This is a genomic window from Vibrio sp. 10N.261.46.A3 (assembly GCF_041472995.1).
Lineage (GTDB): Bacteria > Pseudomonadota > Gammaproteobacteria > Enterobacterales > Vibrionaceae > Vibrio > Vibrio coralliirubri.
This window is the reverse complement of the sequence record NZ_JBFRRH010000095.1, coordinates 36,423-55,009: the sequence shown is the minus strand read 5'-3', so window position 1 is coordinate 55,009 and position 18,587 is coordinate 36,423. Positions and strand designations below refer to the sequence as shown.

Below are 18,587 nucleotides of genomic sequence, written 5' to 3'. Positions count from 1 at the left end.
GATGACCGTTATCAAATCGTTGGTTTTGCGTATTGCTCTGTTGGCTTATTGAGCTATTGAGCTATTCAGCGAGCTGTTTTAATAAATAATCTTTTGCTTCGGGCATGCCCTGTTCGGCCGCTTGATTAGCAATAAATGCGGCTTGTTTGATGTCGTTGTTGTTTAGGGCTTGGTTAATGTCCTTTTGGATATTCAGCCATTGCGCCTTTTGATTGGTTTCAACTGTCTGAGTTGATGGTTGAGAAACTTGCTTTGAACCTAAGGTTTCGGGCTCATTGTTGGATGAAACGCCAAGCTCAGCCAGTAGGGTCAAAACTGCACTGTTTGTTGATTTGCTCGCCGTAATATCAATGGCACCTACGCTGCTCAACGTGGCAGTCAACGGCAGTTGCTTATTGCCAATAATCTGCTGAGATTCTGAATACAGATCTTCAGGATGAATTCGATTGATGGCGCTATCTAACTTAGTGCTATCGGCGCTGACCACAATAAATTGCGCGTTGTCTCGTTGAGGTTCGAGTGCAATTGATGCTTCAATTCTTTCTAACCCTTGCATCGCTGTCGGGTAGTAAGTGAAGTCGTTAGTCCTGTATTGACCAAGCAGTCGCCATTGTTTGTCAAAGACGTAGATAGACGGTGCGAATAGCGCATCATTTTTAATGTATGAACGAATGAGTAAGGACAGCGATTCTGTCATGTCACTGATTTGGTACGCGATGGTCGGAAAGCGTTGGCTATCTGCTTGTGTATTGTCATTTAACAATGAAGAGGAAAGGGTCGGTAAATGACCGTCCATAATCACTTGTTGGTGGAATGGAACAGACAATTGCGTCATTGGCAGCGCACTTAGCTGAGAGCAGCATGCACTCTCATTGAAATCAGTATTAAGTTCCTTTTCAGGTATTCCGCTGCATGCGCTAACGGTGAGTGCCGCGACAATGATCACCAATGCTTTTAATTTCATCTGATTGCTACCTTAGTAAAGGGGAAAACATCGGCTTTCCCCGTTAAATTGCTATTCCAGTGTTGAGCGTCAATTCGTTGATTGAACAGACGCTCGGGTGTGGTGGTTTACCACCAAGTTTCTACGTTGAAACCAAAGGTAATCTCGTCAACAGTCTCGGCATTGATGCTTGTTGCCGTTCCATAAGTCTCGTTACCACGATCCCATTCGTTGTTGGATTCAGAGTAAGTTGCAAAGATACGGATAGATGGGCGAGCCCATACGCCTTTGCCAGCTTGGAACATTTGAGCGACAGTCACTTTGTACATATCATTGGTGCCTGAGCCGTTTTGTGCTTCTACCGTTTCGTAACCGACTTCAAGTGCTGTCGACATATAATCTGTCCAAGCATATTGAGGACGAGCACCGACACTGAACCATTTCTCACCATCGTTGTTATCTAGGTTGTTATCTTGATAAGCGATGGAGTACATGACTTGAACATCTTCACTGATATTTAAATCACCATGGTTAAATAGACGCCAGCTGTAGCCATCATGTTCGACGCCAGTGCTGTACTTTTTGTCTGAACCACCTTCAGCACTCATTAATCCGCCAGCTAAGGCATCAGTACCGTATTGAAAAGCCAAGGTGTTTGAACCGTAGTTCCAAGCTTGACGGTAAAGAGCAGAGAGCATTGCGCCAGAAGTAGTAATGTCTTTATCGTCGTAGCTCGAGTTTTGCGTGGTCACGTAGTTCAAACCAAGAGTAAGATCCGCTGTGTCACTCAATTCAATCCCGCTTAAGCGAGCATCAATATTGTGAAGACTACGCCCATCGTCACTTGAAGAATTTGGCGCCATCCAGGCCAAATGTGCATCCGCAAACCCTAGGTCCCAATCTTCAATACCTAAACCCGTACTGGATGTATCCCAGTACTTAACGTCAATCATGTGGACTTCATGGCGACGATAAAAACGTTCTCCGGCCCATACTTTCGCGTTAGGTTGTCCTTCGATAAGGCCATGACCTGCCGACCAAAGTTGGATCGTACTGACATCCCCCCAGCTATCACCGCTGCCTAGATAAATCGTGGTATCAAAATAAGCGTCATTGTCACGCCATACATCCGCTTTAACACCGGCTTCCCACCAGTTCAGTTCATTACCTAAACGGTAGTTACCGTAACCTTGACCTGCTCGAATAACGTCGTTGCGTTCTCCTTTGCCATCGTTATGTTGGTCATTGTCGGTGTAGATGTTGCCCCATTTCGCATAACCCAAATACGTTACGTTTTCCACTGCAGCGAAGCTGATTAATGGGGTGAGGGCCAGAGTGAATCCTAATGCTTTAACTAGCATTTTTTGTTTCATGAAGTGTCTCCATTATTTTTTATTTATGGATATTTTTATGTTTGAGTCCTAACTCGAGCGAGAGTGTAAATAAACTATGGAAACGTTTTCATGATGAGGTTGGCATTTTTACGCTATTGATGGGTTTGTGATTATTTTGTGTGATTTTGATCTGGTTATTGGGCTTGTAGTGGCAGTTTTATAGAGGTTTCTGTGGATTTTTAATGGAATCGTTTTCTATTTCAGGGGGGGAGAGGCTTGATCGTGCGTTAAAGTTGAAGTTGCTCGTTGTGTTCGAACATAGGTAACAGTGATGTAGGGCTATAGCCAACAAGGGGTTTGGGGGATTTTTGAGGGGAAAAGCAGCCCAGTTAATGATAACTGGGCATGTGAGACAAGGAAGCAAGTATCAAATTCAATGCCGAAGCTAGGCTACAGGCATTGCGTTCTATACCGTCAAGCTGGAATGTAAAAGTTAGGGCCCAGGGAGACACTTCATAGTTGTACTCTAAAGGTTAAGAATACGAGTGTGGTGTGGTGAGTTCAAGAGGAAATGTGTTTGAGACAATTTTCAAATTACAGAGCTACCATAAGATAATGAATTTTAAGGATTTAATTGTTGTTAAACTCCTGTTTATTTTAACGTTATAGCGCTTTATTTAATGTGGAATACCCCTATTTTTGGGGATTAGGAGCATATGCATTGAGATGGTGGTTGGCATAAATCTTTGAATTAGGGGGCATTATTTGAATCTATTAATCTCAAAATATTTAATGGAAACGTTTTCATGATTTTGGGTTTGATCACAGAAACTCTCAGCTCAATAATTATGATACGGGGTAATTAAACGCGTTAAGGTTAAATAAAATGACGAATAAATCCCTAGTAGAAATTACGGGTAAAGACTCACAACTGATCGTTGAACTTGGTGATTTCGCCGAAATTCTGCATTGGGGAGTACCAGTTCGTGGCGATCTAACGAACTTTCGTGTTTCTCTTCAAAGGCCAGTTCCTTACGGTCGCCTTGATAATGATGTCGCTATGTCACTGAGCCCAGAGCTCGGACGCGGTGTATTCAGCAGTCCAGCATTAGAAGGGCACCGAGACGGATTGGACTGGGCGCCTGTTTTCTCTATTACGGATATTCAACAAACACCATCTAGCCTAATCATTGAGAGTGAAGATGTGCGTGCAGGCTTACATTTAACAACCGAGTTATGCCTTGATAAACATGACGTTGTGAAATCTCGTCACACCTTAACCAACGTTAAAGCCGGCCTTTATCAGGTGAACCGTCTCGCTAATACTTTGCCATTACCAGCAAGAGCTAATGAGTTGATGACGTACTACGGCCGCTGGGTACATGAGTTCCAAACGGTGCGTCAACCCTTACAGCAAGGGGGCTATCAGCAAGAAAATCGTCGCGGACGAACGTCTCATGAACATTATCCAGCGATGGTTGTCGGTACCGCTAACTTCAATGAAATGGCAGGTGATGTATGGGGCATTCACTTCGCTTGGAGTGGTAACCACAGACTGCGCGCTGATGTAAAAGCAGACGGTCGTCGCTACGTGCAAGCGGAAGTTATCTATCTACCGGGTGAGATTGCATTGGATGAAGGTGAAAGCTTAACGACACCTTGGTTGTATGCCAGTTTCAGTTCGGAAGGCCTAAATGGAATGAGCCACCAGTTCCACTCCCATGTGCGTGGTTCGATCCTGCCAGAGTATTTCGCACAAAAGCCTCGACCTATCCATCTTAATACATGGGAAGGCATCTATTTTGACCATGATCCTGATTATATTATGTCGATGGCTAGCCAAGCCGCGGATATGGGAGTAGAGCGCTTTATCATTGACGATGGTTGGTTCAAAGGGCGCTGCGGAGACAAGGCTGCGCTAGGGGATTGGTTCTTAGATGAAGAAAAATACCCAAATGGTTTAGAGCCGATCGTTGAACACGTTAATCAGTTGGGTATGGAGTTTGGATTGTGGTTCGAACCTGAGATGATCAATAAGGATTCTGACTTATACCGAGCCCACCCAGACTGGTTGCTGGCGGTTGACGGCTATGACCAACCAACGGGTCGCAATCAATATGTTATCGATCTTCAGAATCAACAAGCATTCGACTTTCTGTTTGAGCGCCTTGACCACTTCTTAAGTAAGTACAACATTGCTTACATTAAGTGGGATATGAACCGAGAAGTTGTACAACCTGCGCATCTAGGCAGGGCTGCGGCCCATCAACAAACCGCTCGTTATTATGAGTTGGTCGATAAAGTCCGAGAGAAGCACCCTATGGTTGATATTGAATCGTGTGCGGCTGGTGGTGGTCGTATCGATTTTGAGGTTCTTAAGCGTACGCAACGTTTTTGGGCGTCTGATAACAATGACGCGCTGGAAAGACAAACGATTCAGCGTGGGATGAGTTACTTCTTCCCCCCCGAGGTAATGGGAAGTCATATTGGTGCGAGCCACTGCCACAGCACTCGTCGTCGTCATAGTATTGAGTTTCGTGGTCTAACAGCACTGTTTGGTCATATGGGGATTGAATTAGACCCTGTGAAAGAAGTTCAAGAAGAGAAAGAGGGCTTCGAACACTACATCAAGCTACATAAGATGCTGCGCCCGTTACTGCATAGCGGGAGAACTTGGCGAGTACCAACGGACGACAGTGCCCATCAAATCCATGCGGTCGTTTCCGAAGATGTGTCAGAAGCGGTGGTGATGATTGCACAGCTGGCGATGCCAACCAATTCGTTGAGTGGCCATTTGCGGATACCTGGGCTAGATCCACAAAGCCTATACAAGATCTCTGTGATTGATAAACCGTCAAACTACGATGATATTGTGAATTATCAACCGCCATGGACTGAGTCTGGCTGTGAATTATCAGGTGCTTGGTGTGCCGAGGTGGGGCTGACGATGCCAATACTCGATGCAGAAACAGCGATGCTGATTAAGTTTGAACGTATCGAGTAAGTTTTAACATAGACCTTATATTTGACGAACCGCGTAGGTGAAATTACGCGGTTTTTAATTGCCTTTAATAAGCCGTCATGAACTATCTAATCAATTTGATGTGCCCTTATAGATTGGAGAGCTGTAGGTATTCCCACCGCGATACTGCACTTATGTAATCGTTCTCATGCGTTACTTCACACTACGAACTGTTTTGAGCACTTTAATTAGCGATATTCTCTATCAATTCGAGGGTTTTATTGTTCGATCTCTCACTTTAGATATTTGACTGAAAACGTTTCCATTGAGTGGTTGTTGATCACAGTATCTGTTCGTTGGAATGGTTACATTAGCGTCGGACTTGATACTTGAGTGTTTTAAGAAGCGACCACAGAGTGGCTCTAAAACAGAACTTGAGTGGATAAATTATTATAAATAAAAGGTAAGCGTTTCAACGTCTGTTAGGAGATGAAGTTACGCGCCTGAAGGAAATACTATGTCTGATCAAATTACTCTACAAACCAAATTATCGTATGGACTTGGGGCTTTAGGTAAAGACTTTGCCTGTGCTCCGATCTACATCTTTTTAATGTTTTACTTCACCGATGTTGCTGGGCTGTCAGCGGCGTTCGTGGGTACTATCTTTTTGGCCGCGCGCATTGTCGACGCGGTGACCGACCCAATGATGGGCGTTATCGTTGATAACACACGCTCTAAGTTTGGTAAATTCCGTCCTTGGATAGTGATTGGAACTCTGTTAAATGCTGTAGTGCTTGTTGGCCTTTTTAGTACGCATATGTTTGAAGGCACTACGTTATACATTTATGCAGCGGCTGCTTATATTCTGTGGGGCCTTACCTACACTATTATGGACATTCCATACTGGTCTTTGATTCCTGCACTATCGAGCTCTCGTCAAGAACGTGAAAAGCTGGTTGTTTGGCCACGATTGTTTGCTAGCTTGGCGTGGTTTATTACGGGTACTTACGGGCTACACATTGTCGGTAAACTGGGTGATGGCGACCAAGGACAAGGTTTCTTCAACGTTGCTATATTGATTGCTGTTCTGTTCGTGATGAGTGCATTCTTAATTGCTCGCAACGTAAAAGAAAAATCTGCACCAGCAAATGCTAAACCAGCTGAGCGTTTCAGCTTTAAAGATGTAATGGTTATCATTGGTAAGAATGACCAACTAAAAGCACTTATTGGTACCGTATTGTCGTTCCAAATAGCAAACTTGTTGGTGGGTGGTTTTGCGATTTACTACTTCTCTTACGCTTTAGGCAACGCTGACTTGTTCCCCGTTTATATGATGGTGGCAGGTATCGCTGAAGTTGCAGGCGTATTCTTGTTCCCTCGTATTGCATCAGTGTTACCACGCAAACACCTATGGGTTATCGCTTGTGGCTTCCCAGTGCTGTCTTGTATCACTCTACTTATCATGGGCTTTATCGCTCCAGGTAACGCGATTCTAATCGGTATCGCAGGTGCTGCTATCAAGTTTGGTGTGGGTATCGCTAACGCACTGCAAACTGTAATGCTGGCAGATGTTGTTGATTACGGTGAACACAAAACAGGTCGTCGCAGTGAGAGTGTTATCTTCTCTGTTCAAACGATGCTTGTTAAGTTTGCAGGCGCGGCTGGTGGTTTTATTGTTGGTATGGGCTTGTCTGTGGTGGGTTATGTACCAAACGTGGAACAGTCTGACAGCACTATCATGGGACTGCAGTTTATGATGGTAGGTTTACCAGCGATTCTAATGACCGTAAGTGCTCTTGTTTATAAGCGCTACTACCACCTGCATGAAGGATTTGATCAAGACCAAGCCGGTAAAGAGACTCAGACTAATGTTGTTACAGCAGAAGCATAACCGCTAAAACGACGTCTCATCTAGAATAACGCTCAGTTTAGTCACTAAGCCCAAACGCCTCCTTGTGAGGCGTTTTTTTATGGATGTTAGCTAATCAAAGCTGTGTCTGTAGAGCTTTTGTTTCGACTAAAACGCAAAAAGCTGCATAGAGTGATGTGGCTTCTTTAAATTTGGCTCCCCATGTCGGGACTCGAACGTGGCCGACTAGGTCTGAGACATTGGTTTGGTACAAACCAGTCGCTTTAAAACGCAAAAAGCCGCATCGAGTGATGCGGCTTCTTTAAATTTGGCTCCCCTGCGGGACTCGAACGCGGACGGCCAGTTCTGAGACATTAACTTGGAACAAGTTAGTTGCAGTTAAAACGCAAAAAGCCGCATCGAGTGATGCGGCTTCTTTAAATTTGGCTCCCCCTGCGGGACTCGAACCTGCGACATACGGATTAACAGTCCGCCGTTCTACCAACTGAACTAAGGGGGAATTGCTTGTTAGCGACGCGAATTCTAATAATTGTCCGGATTTCTGTCAATAAAAAATATAAGAAAAAAGTAAGATAAAAAACTTTACTTTCTTGAACGCCTTATTGGATTTAGCTTTGCTTTAGTTATCCACCAAAATTGTGGATAAGTGTGTGTGTGAAACTTTAACAACAATAATTGGGATAAATCGAAAAATGTAAAAAACTTATCTAACGTAATGTATTTAAAAGATTTATAGCAAAATATCGCAATTGTATAACTTTTGTAGATTATAAAACGAACAGTAAAACAAGCGGTATTTTTAGGTTTTTTGGGGAAAAGTAGTGGATTAAAATTCGAGTAATTTAGCTGGGGAAACTTTGCAGGGGCACGGATAATACCAAGTTCTAAAAATAAAAGCTATAACTGATCTCGAATCTTAAGATGCATTTCTCTAGATAATAGTTGCAACGACACTCCACCTAGAGTGACAATGACCTGATTAAAAAAACAGTATGGAAATGGCGACCTATGAGCAAACTCTTTGACTTGGTATCGGACTACAGCCCGTCCGGTGACCAGCCGACGGCGATAACCAAATTACTAGATGGACTAGATTCTGGTTTGGCACATCAAACTCTATTAGGGGTAACGGGCTCTGGTAAAACCTTTACCCTTGCCAACGTCATTTCCCAATCTCAAAGACCTGCGATCCTGTTAGCGCCTAACAAGACATTGGCGGCTCAACTTTACGGTGAGATGAAATCTTTCTTTCCAAACAATGCCGTTGAGTATTTTGTTTCTTACTACGATTACTACCAACCTGAAGCCTACGTTCCAACCACGGACACATTCATCGAGAAAGATGCGTCTGTGAATGCTCATATTGAACAGATGAGGCTTTCGGCAACCAAAGCCTTACTAGAACGAAAAGACGCCATCATTGTGGCTTCTGTGTCGGCTATCTACGGTCTTGGTGATCCTAAGTCTTATTTGAAGATGATGCTTCATTTGAGTCGTGGTGAGGTGATGGATCAGCGAGACATCCTACGCCGCTTGGCTGAGCTGCAATATTCAAGAAACGATGTCGCCTTTGAACGTGGTCAGTTCCGAGTTCGTGGTGAGGTGATCGATATCTTCCCGGCTGAATCTGACCAAGATGCGGTTCGAATTGAGATGTTCGATGACGAAGTCGATTGCATTAGTATCTTTGATCCACTGACTGGTGCGGTTAAGCAAAGAGACTTGCCGCGCTTTACGGTTTATCCAAAAACTCACTACGTAACCCCAAGAGAGAAGATCCTTGAGGCGATTGAGAACATCAAGGATGAACTGCGCGATCGTGCTCAATACTTAAAAGACAACAATAAGCTTTTGGAAGAGCAGCGTATCTCTCAAAGAACTCAGTTTGATATTGAGATGATGACTGAGCTTGGCTTCTGTTCCGGTATCGAAAACTATTCACGATACTTGAGCGGCCGTGCGGAAGGGGAAGCGCCGCCAACGTTATTTGACTACCTGCCTGATGATGGTTTGCTGATCATCGATGAGTCACACGTGACTGTGCCGCAAATTGGTGCGATGTATAAAGGTGACCGTTCTCGTAAAGAAACCTTGGTCGAGTTTGGTTTTAGACTGCCTTCTGCATTGGATAACCGCCCAATGAAGTTTGAAGAGTTCGAATCGATCGCTCCACAAACTATTTTTGTGTCGGCAACGCCAGGTAATTACGAGATTGAAAAATCAGATGGCGAGATTGCTGATCAAGTGGTTCGTCCTACTGGTCTGTTAGACCCAATCATCGAAGTAAGACCTGTCGCGACGCAGGTGGATGACTTGTTGTCTGAAATCAGAATCCGTTCAGTGAAAGAAGAGCGCGTGTTGGTCACAACATTAACCAAGAGAATGGCAGAAGACTTAACCGAATATTTAAGTGAGCACGGCGTTAAAGTGCGTTACTTACACTCCGATATCGATACCGTTGAGCGTGTTGAGATAATCCGAGACCTACGTTTGGGTGAGTTCGACGTGTTAGTGGGTATTAACTTACTTCGTGAAGGTTTGGATATGCCTGAAGTGTCGCTGGTGGCGATTCTTGATGCAGACAAAGAGGGCTTCTTGCGTTCTGAGCGTTCTCTGATCCAAACCATTGGTCGTGCTGCGCGTAACTTGGAAGGTAGAGCGATCCTTTATGGTGATTCGATTACTAAGTCGATGAGAAAAGCGATTGATGAAACCGATCGTCGTAGAGAGAAACAGCAGGCTTACAACGAAGAGCAAGGCATCACGCCACAAGCGTTGAAACGCAATATCAAAGACATTATGGAACTGGGTGATCTAACCAAGTCGAAGCAGCAGCGCCAATCGAAACAAGTTCTACTATCTAAGGTGGCAGAGCCTTCTGAAAGTTATGCAGTACTTACGCCGCAACAGCTTGATAAAGAGATCAGCAAGCTAGAAGCTGCGATGTATCAGCATGCCCAGAATCTAGAATTTGAATTGGCCGCACAGAAGCGTGATGAAATTGAGCAGTTAAGAAAGCAGTTTATTACCAACAGCTAATCTCACTTTTCACTCGAGAAGCATTCCCCTCAACACAAGAATTGAGAGTGTTTCAGACAAAAAAACAGCCAGTAGTAAATGTTCTACTGGCTTACGTTTGTGAACACTCGGTCCACTAACAACGTCAGTTGGCTAGGTGACCCGAAGGTCATTCATACCTTTGCATCGTTCGTGCCACATAGATAAAACATTGATTGTTTGAAGTAAGTAAAAAAACACACTACAAATACTGTGGCTAATTTGCATAATGCAAAGCGGAATGCGACTATAATAAGAAATGCAAATTATAAATGGCTAGGATATGCAATCAAAAACGCTAGATAACAAATCGAAGTATTTGTTGATGGTAGAGGATACCGCTTCGGTAGCAGCTTTATATCGCTCGTATCTTACACCGCTCGAAATTGATATCAACATTGTCGGCACTGGCCGCGATGCAATCGAGAGTTTGAATCATCGAATCCCAGACCTTATTTTATTAGATCTACGTCTGCCTGATATGACGGGTATGGACGTGCTATTTGCTGTAAAACAAAAGTACCCTGAAGTTCCGGTTATCTTCATGACGGCTCACGGCTCTATCGATACCGCCGTAGAAGCGATGCGTCATGGTTCTCAAGATTTCCTTATTAAACCGTGTGAAGCCGACCGACTCCGTATTACGGTGAACAACGCGATCCGCAAAGCCACCAAGCTTAAAAATAGCTCGGAACACCCGGGAAACCAGAACTACCAAGGCTTTATCGGCAGCAGCCAAACCATGCAGCAGGTTTACCGAACGATTGATTCTGCAGCATCGAGTAAGGCGAGCATTTTCATTACTGGTGAAAGTGGTACCGGTAAAGAGGTATGTGCAGAAGCCATTCATGCGGCGAGTAAGCGTGGCGATAAGCCTTTCATCGCGATTAACTGTGCCGCTATCCCTAAAGATCTGATTGAAAGTGAACTGTTTGGCCACGTTAAAGGTGCCTTTACCGGTGCTGCGACCGATCGCCAAGGTGCTGCTGAGCTTGCTGATGGTGGAACACTGTTTCTTGATGAACTGTGCGAAATGGACTTAGAGCTGCAAACCAAGCTGCTGCGTTTTATCCAAACCGGTACTTTCCAAAAAGTCGGCTCTTCGAAGATGAAGAGTGTCGACGTTCGTTTTGTGTGCGCGACCAACCGTGACCCTTGGAAAGAAGTACAAGAAGGTCGCTTTAGAGAAGATTTATACTATCGTTTATACGTGATTCCATTGCACTTGCCGCCATTGCGTGAGCGTGGTGAAGATGTCATTGAGATTGCGTATTCTCTGCTAGGCTATATGTCGGTCGAGGAGGGGAAGGCGTTTGTACGTTTTGCTCAGGAAGTACTTGATCGCTTTAATCAATATGAGTGGCCGGGTAACGTTCGTCAGCTACAAAACGTGTTGCGAAACGTGGTGGTTTTGAATAACGGCAAAGAGATTACTCTCAACATGCTTCCACCACCGTTGAACCAACCGATTGAAAACAGTCTGCGATTGAAAGAGAAGCAGAATGAAGACATCACGGTAAAAGATATTTTCCCATTGTGGATCACTGAGAAAACGGCTATCGAACAAGCCATTAAAGCGTGTGATGGCAACATCCCCCGTGCGGCAGGTTTCTTAGATGTCAGTCCATCGACGATATACCGTAAGTTGCAAACGTGGAATGCGAAGCAGTAATCAACAAACAATAAGAAAATAATAATGACGAAAGTATTAAATCAGCAAAAAGTTGATGAGCTTGCCGGCGAAATAGGCCAAGAGAATGTTCCAGTTTTACTTGAAATCTTTTTAGGTGAGTTGAAAGGCTACTACGAACACCTAGAGATAAATAAAGAGTCGGATACCTCTAAGTACTTGGCTGATATCAGTCATGCACTTAAGAGCAGCGCAGCAAGTTTTGGCGCGGATTCTTTGTGTAGTTTTGCGATTAGCTTAGATGCAAAAGTGAAGCAAGCGTTGCCGGTGACAGAAGTTGATTTTCAAGATATGCAAGACCTCCTGTTATCGACGTACACTGAATATCAGCAGTTGATGACGGACCTCTAAAACGGCGAGTTATTACTGAGATTAAAAAAGGAGCATCATGCTCCTTTTTTGTTGTCTGTCGCTTTAACTGACGGCTTAAGTTAACTGGGCTTCAATGGCTTGTTGAAGCTTCACACGGTCGTGTCGCCAATCTCGGTTTGCCGATGCAAGATCTGTGGTCACACAATTCCATTGCCCTTCTAATTCAGGGTGTGGTTCATTACCCAGTACAATGTCTATTTTCCTTGCCTTACAGGTACGTTCACACCACTCCAATTGCTCTTGAAGCGTCATTTTCCCTGCAGGGCCGTGCTCTGGTGAAAGGTTTTCAACGAAGATAACTTTTGCCTTGGTGTTCTCAGCGATTGCTTTGCCAATCTCTGGAAGGAGAAGAGGGGGCATCACACTGGTTAAAAAGCTTCCAGGGCCAAGGACAATGCAGTCTGCTTGCTCAACGGCAGCAACGGCTTCTTTGGTTGCAGGCACTTCTGGAGACAAGTCCATCATGCGCAGTTTTTCTGTCATGTCATCAACGTTGGTTTCGCCGGTTACCCAGCGGCCGTCCATTGATAGAGCCGTGAGGTCTGAAGGATGCTCAGTCATCGGCACGATATTGACATCGACCTTGAGCATATTTCGAATCAGGTTAATTGCTTCCAATGGACGAACGGAAAGGTTGTCTAACGCAGTCAGCATTAGGTTACCCAAGTTATGACCGTCTAGCTCACCTTGGCCGCGAAAGCGGTATTCGAACATCATCGAACTGATTGAAGGTTCTGTGATTAATTGGTTGATACAGTTGCGTGTATCTCCCCATGCGATGCCACCTTGGCAATCTCGAATACGTCCGGTGGAACCGCCGTTATCTGTCGTTGCAACAATGCCAGTTGCGTTGTTACCAAAGTCTTTTAATGCAGCTAACATGCGACCTAAGCCATGGCCACCGCCGATTGCTACGACTTTCTTTGAAGAGTAAATATTCATTTATTGTTCTTGTTAGGTTATTACCAACTATAATTTAGGTTAAATGCTCCTCGCTATATACTCAACAAGAGTTATTTTGAGCGTTTGATACGTTTTTTTTGCCGATGTGACCCGTTTTTTTACCATCAGAGCTAGATTCACGTACAAATATTAAGTATTTTATTACTCAGCTACTGCGCGTGTGAATATAACGCTCAGTTGCCATAACTCCGAGCTCTCGCATGCTAAGTCGCACAGTGGTATTTGCTGTACCGATACGCATCAAGAGCCAGTGACATGTTGTCACAAGGGCTTAATTGGAAATGATTATGCCTCCCGTGTTTGGAAAGGTGTTCCGTGGCGCAACAATTCGAAGATAGATTCCATCGCAAGTTTTATTACTTGCGCTTGTCGGTTACAGACGTCTGTAACTTTAAATGTACTTACTGCTTGCCAGATGGTTACAAACCGTCAGGGCAAAAAAACTCGTCTTTTTTAAATGTTCCCGAGATCAAACGCGTTGTTAAAGCGTTTGCAGATTGTGGTACCTCAAAGATCCGCATTACAGGCGGAGAGCCGAGTCTGCGTAAAGACTTTCCTGAAATCATACATACCGTTGCTTCTACTCCAGGCATCGAAAAAGTAGCCACCACAACGAATGGCTACCGCATGGAGAAACAAGTAGGGCAATGGCGTGATGCTGGTTTAACCCATATAAACGTGAGCGTGGATAGTTTAGATTCGCGCATGTTCCATCAGATCACTGGTGAGAATAAGTTTACTGAGGTTATGCGAGGCATTGATAAAGCGTTTGAGGTTGGCTTTGAACAAGTCAAAGTCAACGTCGTATTAATGAAAGACCTCAATAGTCAGGAATTACCAGCCTTCCTTAATTGGATCAAAGACAAACCTATTCAATTACGTTTTATCGAGCTGATGAAAACCGGCAAGATGGACGAGTTGTTCGATAAACATCATGTGTCTGGCGTTGCGATTCGCAACCAGCTTATTGCTAATGGTTGGCTGTTAAAAGTCAAAGCCGTTAACGATGGCCCGGCGCAAGTGTTTGTCCACCCAGACTACAAGGGTGAAATCGGTTTGATCATGCCTTACGAGAAAGACTTTTGTGAGAGTTGCAACCGTCTGCGCGTTTCTGCGACCGGTAAACTTCACCTATGTCTGTTTGGCGACCATGGTGTTGAACTGAGAGATCTGATTCAAGAAGATCAACAAGAGCAAGAGCTCATTGATCGAATTCAGGCTCAGCTTCAAACCAAGTCCGTTAGCCACTTCTTACACGATGGCAACAGCGGCATGACTCCAAACTTGGCGTCAATCGGCGGTTAACCCGCTATATACTCTAAAGCATTTTATCGCTCAGCTTCTTTAGTCTGGGCGAATCAGTCTAATGAAAAATTTATATAGGTGAACAAATGGGTCACGCAGAAAGCAAATTCCAAGCAGCAAACATCGCAGTACTAACCGTTTCAGATACTCGTACAGAAGAAAATGACACGTCAGGTGGTTACCTAGCTGAGCATGCTAAAGAAGCAGGCCACAACGTGGTTGATAAGCAAATCGTTATCGATGACATGTACAAGATCCGTGCGATCGTATCTCAGTGGATTGCTGACGAAAGCGTTCAAGCAATTATGATCACTGGCGGTACGGGCTTCACATCTCGTGACAGCACGCCAGAAGCACTTAAGCCACTGTTCGACAAAGAAGTAGAAGGCTTTGGTGAGCTATTCCGTCAAGTATCTTACGAAGAGATCGGTACATCGACAATTCAATCTCGTGCGATTGCGGGCTTTGCTAACCACACAGTAATCTTTGCGATGCCAGGTTCTACAGGTGCTTGCCGCACAGGTTGGACTAAGATCATCAAGCAACAGATGGATGCTAGCCATCGCCCTTGTAACTTCATGCCACACCTTTCTGTATAAGGCGGTTTGAGTATGAGCCAATTTACACACATTAACGCGTCTGGCGAAGCAAACATGGTCGATGTATCGGCTAAAGCGGAAACGGTACGTGAAGCGAGAGCGGAAGCTTTCGTACAGATGTCTGCTGAAACGTTAGAGCTGATTGTCTCTGGTAGCCACCATAAAGGTGATGTTTTCGCAACGGCACGTATTGCGGGTATCCAAGCGGCGAAGAAAACTTGGGATCTGATTCCACTGTGTCACCCTCTACTATTAACTAAAGTAGAAGTGCAGCTTGAAGCGATCGAGTCTGAAAACAAGGTACGTATCGAGTCGGTATGTAAGCTTGCGGGTAAGACAGGCGTAGAAATGGAAGCGCTAACGGCTGCTTCTGTTGCTGCGCTGACGATTTACGATATGTGTAAAGCTGTTCAGAAAGACATTGTTATCGAGAACGTACGTCTGTTAGAGAAGACGGGTGGTAAATCAGGACACTTTAAGGTGGAATCATGATTACTGTACTTTTCTTTGCTCAAACTCGTGAACTTGTTGGTGTGGACAGCCTTGAAGTTGATGCACAGTTCAAGACAATTGAAGCGATTCGCAGCCACCTTGTAGAACAGGAAGGCAAATGGGATATCGCTTTGGAAGAGGGCAAGCTTCTGGCTGCGCTTAACCAATCAATCGTACCTTTGACGACTGAAGTGAAAGACGGCGACGAAGTGGCATTCTTCCCACCAGTGACTGGAGGCTAAGCATGGATCCAAGAGTATTAGTGACAACAGAGGATTTCTCTGTAGGCGACGAATACGACTACTTGGCTCAAGGCACAGCTGCCGGAGCGATTGTGACGTTCGTTGGTAAAGTTCGTGACATGAACCTTGGCGACAACGTGATTGGTTTGTCTCTGGAGCATTATCCGGGTATGACAGAGAAGTCGCTGAGCGAGATCTGTGATCAAGCTGAGGCACGCTGGCCTATTCAGAAGATGCGAGTGATTCACCGCGTGGGTGACCTAGATATCGGTGACCAGATTGTTTACGTTGGTGTATCCAGTGCGCATCGTGGTGCTGCCTTCGAAGCGTGTGAGTTTGTTATGGACTTTCTGAAAACCAAAGCGCCGTTTTGGAAAAAAGAACGTACTACTGAAACAACTCGCTGGGTTGATTCTCGCGATTCAGATACAAAAGCTGCGGAGCGTTGGGAGAAATAATTCTCGCAATATAATGCTGCTTCAAAAATTCGCTCTGTTGATTGAGACAGTAAAAAGCCGACTATTAAGGTCGGCTTTTTTGTGCGTGCTACAAAGTCATTTATAAATAAGCGCTGTATTAATAAATGGTTAGTCATTCATGTTGCATATAAATTCGATGCCTGATTTTGTCTGTCTTGGTGCATTTCTAAAACTGTTTTGGTGCAGTGCTTTATGCTGTTTTGTATAAAGTGATAACCCTCACAAATAGTGGAGTCTACTTAGGGGATATGTGATGTGCAATTAGATTTCATGTGGCATTAATGTTAATTTGCCGTCTGTGTTCTAGCATAAGATGCTAAAAAAAAGTGTCAATACAGATACATCAACACTAAAGGCTGTTTTTTAATTAATCCCTATGTGTAACTCACTATTCATTAGGTTTTTATTAGAGATTTACACTATTACCTTAAGTAATTCGGAGAATTATCCGATTTTTTGCGACTTGTTTATGGCAAATTACTTCAATGGTTGATAGTGTGTGCCTCAATCTTTGTAAGGTTTTAGATTTTTATGCTTAAATTTTGAGCTAAATAAATCTAAATCACTGCCGTTCAGTGAACCTAGCAAAGAAGTCATGGATGCAATACGAAAAACTTGGAGTTTATTAAATGTACAAGAATAAAATCACTCAGGCCCTTCTTCTAGGTGCTGGTTTGGCAGTGGCTGCCACTTCTACTCTTTCTATCGCTGCTGAAGTTCCAGCAGGTACAGAACTAGCAAAAGTTCAGGAACTTGTTCGCGGTAACGGTACTGAAGTTGCGACTATCGACCCACACAAATCTCAAGGTGTACCAGAATCTCACGTAATTCGTGATCTTCTAGAAGGTCTAGTGAACCAAGACGGCGAAGGTAATACTATCCCTGGTGTTGCTGAGAGCTGGGAAACGACAGACAACAAAACATTCACTTTCCACCTACGTAAAGACGCAAAATGGTCTAACGGCGATCCTGTAACAGCTGAAGATTTCGTTTACAGCTGGCAACGTGCAGTTGATCCTGCAACGGCTTCTCCATACGCTTGGTACATGGAATATACCAAGATGGCGAATGCGAAGGACATCGTAGCGGGTAAGAAAGACAAGAGTGAGCTAGCCGTTAAAGCTGTAGATGCAAACACGCTTGTTGTTGAATTAGAAACAGCGGTACCATACTTCGTAATGATGATGGGCCACACAACAATGAAGCCAGTACACAAGGCGACTGTTGAAGAATTCGGTGACCAATGGACTAAGCCTGACCACTTCGTTGGTAACGGTGCATTCTCTGTTGATAAATGGGTTGTTAACGAGCGTTTAGTTCTAAAGCGTAACGACCAATACTGGAACAACGATAAGACGGTTCTAAATAAAGTAACCTTCCTACCAATCGAAAACCAAGTAGCGGAAATGAACCGCTTCCTATCTGGCGAAATCGATTTCACAAACGAACTTCCAACTGAGCACTTCAAGCGTCTTCAAAAAGAGTACGCGGAAGATGTATCTGTAGCGGGTAACCTATGTACTTACTACTACATCTTCAACACGAAGAAAGCACCATTTGATGATGTTCGTGTTCGCCAAGCAATCTCTTACGCAATCGACCGTGATATCGTAACAGGTGCTATCCTAGCGCAAGGTCAAAAACCTGCGTACTTCCTAACGCCTGAAATCACAGCTGGCTTCGATCCTGAGCTACCAGCTTACGGTAAGATGTCTCAAAAAGAGCGTAACGCAGAAGCAGAACGTCTTCTTGAAGAAGCAGGTTACGGTAAAGATAACCCACTTAAATTCAACCTACTTTACAACACTTCAGAGAACCACAAGAAGATTGCTGTAGCGCTAGGTTCTATGTGGAAGAAAACATTGGGTCTTTCTGTAACACTTGAGAACCAAGAGTGGAAAACGTACCTATCTTCTAAAGATTCTGGTGACTTCGAAGTAGCACGTGCTGGCTGGTGTGGTGACTACAACGAAGCGTCTTCGTTCCTAACGCTAATGAAGAGTAACAACACTACCGGTGGTGTTCACTACGACAGCGCGGCTTACGATAAAATCATCGATAAAGCACTTAACTCAACTTCAGAAGAAGAGCGCAAAGCACTTTACCTAGAAGCTGAGGCGCTAATGGCAAACGACATGCCAATCGCTCCTATCTACCAATACGTGAAATCACGTCTACTTAACCCGCATGTTGGTGGTTTCCCAATCAACAACGCCGAAGACAAGATCTTCTCGAAAGACCTATACATCAAAGCTCAATAATAAGCTTCGATTCTAAAA

At 44.3% G+C, this 18,587-nt stretch carries 14 protein-coding genes, 1 tRNA gene and 1 riboswitch; of the genes, 11 read left to right on the top strand and 4 right to left on the bottom strand.

All coding sequences use genetic code 11. The features are described 5' to 3' along the window. Positions 1–61: 61 nt before the first annotated feature. Together AB4484_RS20485 and AB4484_RS20480 are read right to left on the bottom strand one after the other, a co-directional pair. Positions 62–964 (bottom strand): MalM family protein, encoded by a 903-nt coding sequence (locus tag AB4484_RS20485; protein ID WP_372080101.1) that lies wholly within the window; start codon positions 962–964, stop codon positions 62–64. Between the two features lie 107 nt (positions 965–1,071). Next, positions 1,072–2,316, bottom strand: a complete 1,245-nt coding sequence (locus tag AB4484_RS20480) for a carbohydrate porin (RefSeq protein WP_372080099.1) — start codon at positions 2,314–2,316, stop codon at positions 1,072–1,074. An 847-nt stretch (positions 2,317–3,163) separates the two neighbouring features. Here AB4484_RS20480 and AB4484_RS20475 point away from each other — a divergent pair. Both AB4484_RS20475 and melB read left to right on the top strand, forming a co-directional pair. Then, entirely contained in the window at positions 3,164–5,281 is a 2,118-nt protein-coding gene (locus tag AB4484_RS20475) for an alpha-galactosidase (RefSeq protein WP_372080097.1), read from the top strand. Between the two features lie 475 nt (positions 5,282–5,756). Then, entirely contained in the window at positions 5,757–7,130 is a 1,374-nt protein-coding gene (melB, locus tag AB4484_RS20470) for a melibiose:sodium transporter MelB (protein ID WP_048610537.1), read from the top strand. 402 nt (positions 7,131–7,532) lie between these two features. Here melB and AB4484_RS20465 read toward each other — a convergent pair. Then, a tRNA-Asn gene (locus AB4484_RS20465) sits at positions 7,533–7,608 on the bottom strand. 509 nt (positions 7,609–8,117) lie between these two features. On the opposite strand from AB4484_RS20465, the gene uvrB reads away from it, so the two are divergent. The 3 genes from uvrB (at position 8,118) to luxU (ending at position 12,207) form a co-directional block, all read left to right on the top strand. Then, a complete protein-coding gene (gene uvrB / locus AB4484_RS20460; RefSeq protein WP_372080095.1) occupies positions 8,118–10,148 on the top strand; it encodes an excinuclease ABC subunit UvrB in 2,031 nt (676 codons plus the stop codon). A 301-nt stretch (positions 10,149–10,449) separates the two neighbouring features. Then, complete coding sequence (luxO, locus tag AB4484_RS20455; protein WP_004734031.1) at positions 10,450–11,838, top strand: quorum-sensing sigma-54 dependent transcriptional regulator LuxO; 1,389 nt, start codon at positions 10,450–10,452, stop codon at positions 11,836–11,838. A 24-nt stretch (positions 11,839–11,862) separates the two neighbouring features. Next, positions 11,863–12,207, top strand: a complete 345-nt coding sequence (gene luxU, locus AB4484_RS20450) for a quorum-sensing phosphorelay protein LuxU (protein WP_017066591.1) — start codon at positions 11,863–11,865, stop codon at positions 12,205–12,207. Between the two features lie 75 nt (positions 12,208–12,282). Here luxU and AB4484_RS20445 read toward each other — a convergent pair whose 3' ends face one another. Beyond that, positions 12,283–13,170, bottom strand: coding sequence for a YvcK family protein (locus AB4484_RS20445; protein ID WP_050620882.1), 888 nt, complete (start codon positions 13,168–13,170; stop codon positions 12,283–12,285). A gap of 195 nt (positions 13,171–13,365) precedes the next feature. Continuing rightward, positions 13,366–13,518: riboswitch (molybdenum cofactor riboswitch) on the top strand. On the opposite strand from AB4484_RS20445, the gene moaA reads away from it, so the two are divergent. The 6 genes from moaA to AB4484_RS20415 all read left to right on the top strand — a co-directional run bounded on the left by moaA (position 13,507) and on the right by AB4484_RS20415 (position 18,569). Beyond that, a complete protein-coding gene (moaA, locus tag AB4484_RS20440; protein WP_372080092.1) occupies positions 13,507–14,496 on the top strand; it encodes a GTP 3',8-cyclase MoaA in 990 nt (329 codons plus the stop codon). It overlaps the preceding riboswitch by 12 nt. Positions 14,497–14,582: 86 nt before the next feature. Beyond that, positions 14,583–15,095, top strand: a complete 513-nt coding sequence (moaB, locus tag AB4484_RS20435) for a molybdenum cofactor biosynthesis protein B (RefSeq protein ID WP_017084034.1) — start codon at positions 14,583–14,585, stop codon at positions 15,093–15,095. Positions 15,096–15,107: 12 nt separating this feature from the next. Further along, complete coding sequence (moaC, locus tag AB4484_RS20430) at positions 15,108–15,587, top strand: cyclic pyranopterin monophosphate synthase MoaC (RefSeq protein WP_004734026.1); 480 nt, start codon at positions 15,108–15,110, stop codon at positions 15,585–15,587. Next, positions 15,584–15,829 carry a molybdopterin synthase sulfur carrier subunit gene (gene moaD, locus AB4484_RS20425; protein WP_048617867.1) on the top strand — a complete coding sequence of 82 codons (246 nt, stop codon included), beginning with the start codon at positions 15,584–15,586 and terminating at the stop codon, positions 15,827–15,829. The genes moaC and moaD overlap by 4 nt, the downstream gene beginning before the upstream one ends. Positions 15,830–15,831: 2 nt before the next feature. Then, the gene (gene moaE / locus AB4484_RS20420) at positions 15,832–16,287 is read left to right on the top strand and encodes a molybdopterin synthase catalytic subunit MoaE (RefSeq protein ID WP_081230609.1); all 456 of its coding nucleotides are present in this window, start codon (positions 15,832–15,834) and stop codon (positions 16,285–16,287) included. Between the two features lie 650 nt (positions 16,288–16,937). Further along, the gene (locus AB4484_RS20415; protein WP_372080089.1) at positions 16,938–18,569 is read left to right on the top strand and encodes an ABC transporter substrate-binding protein; all 1,632 of its coding nucleotides are present in this window, start codon (positions 16,938–16,940) and stop codon (positions 18,567–18,569) included. The last annotated feature ends 18 nt before the right edge of the window (positions 18,570–18,587 follow it).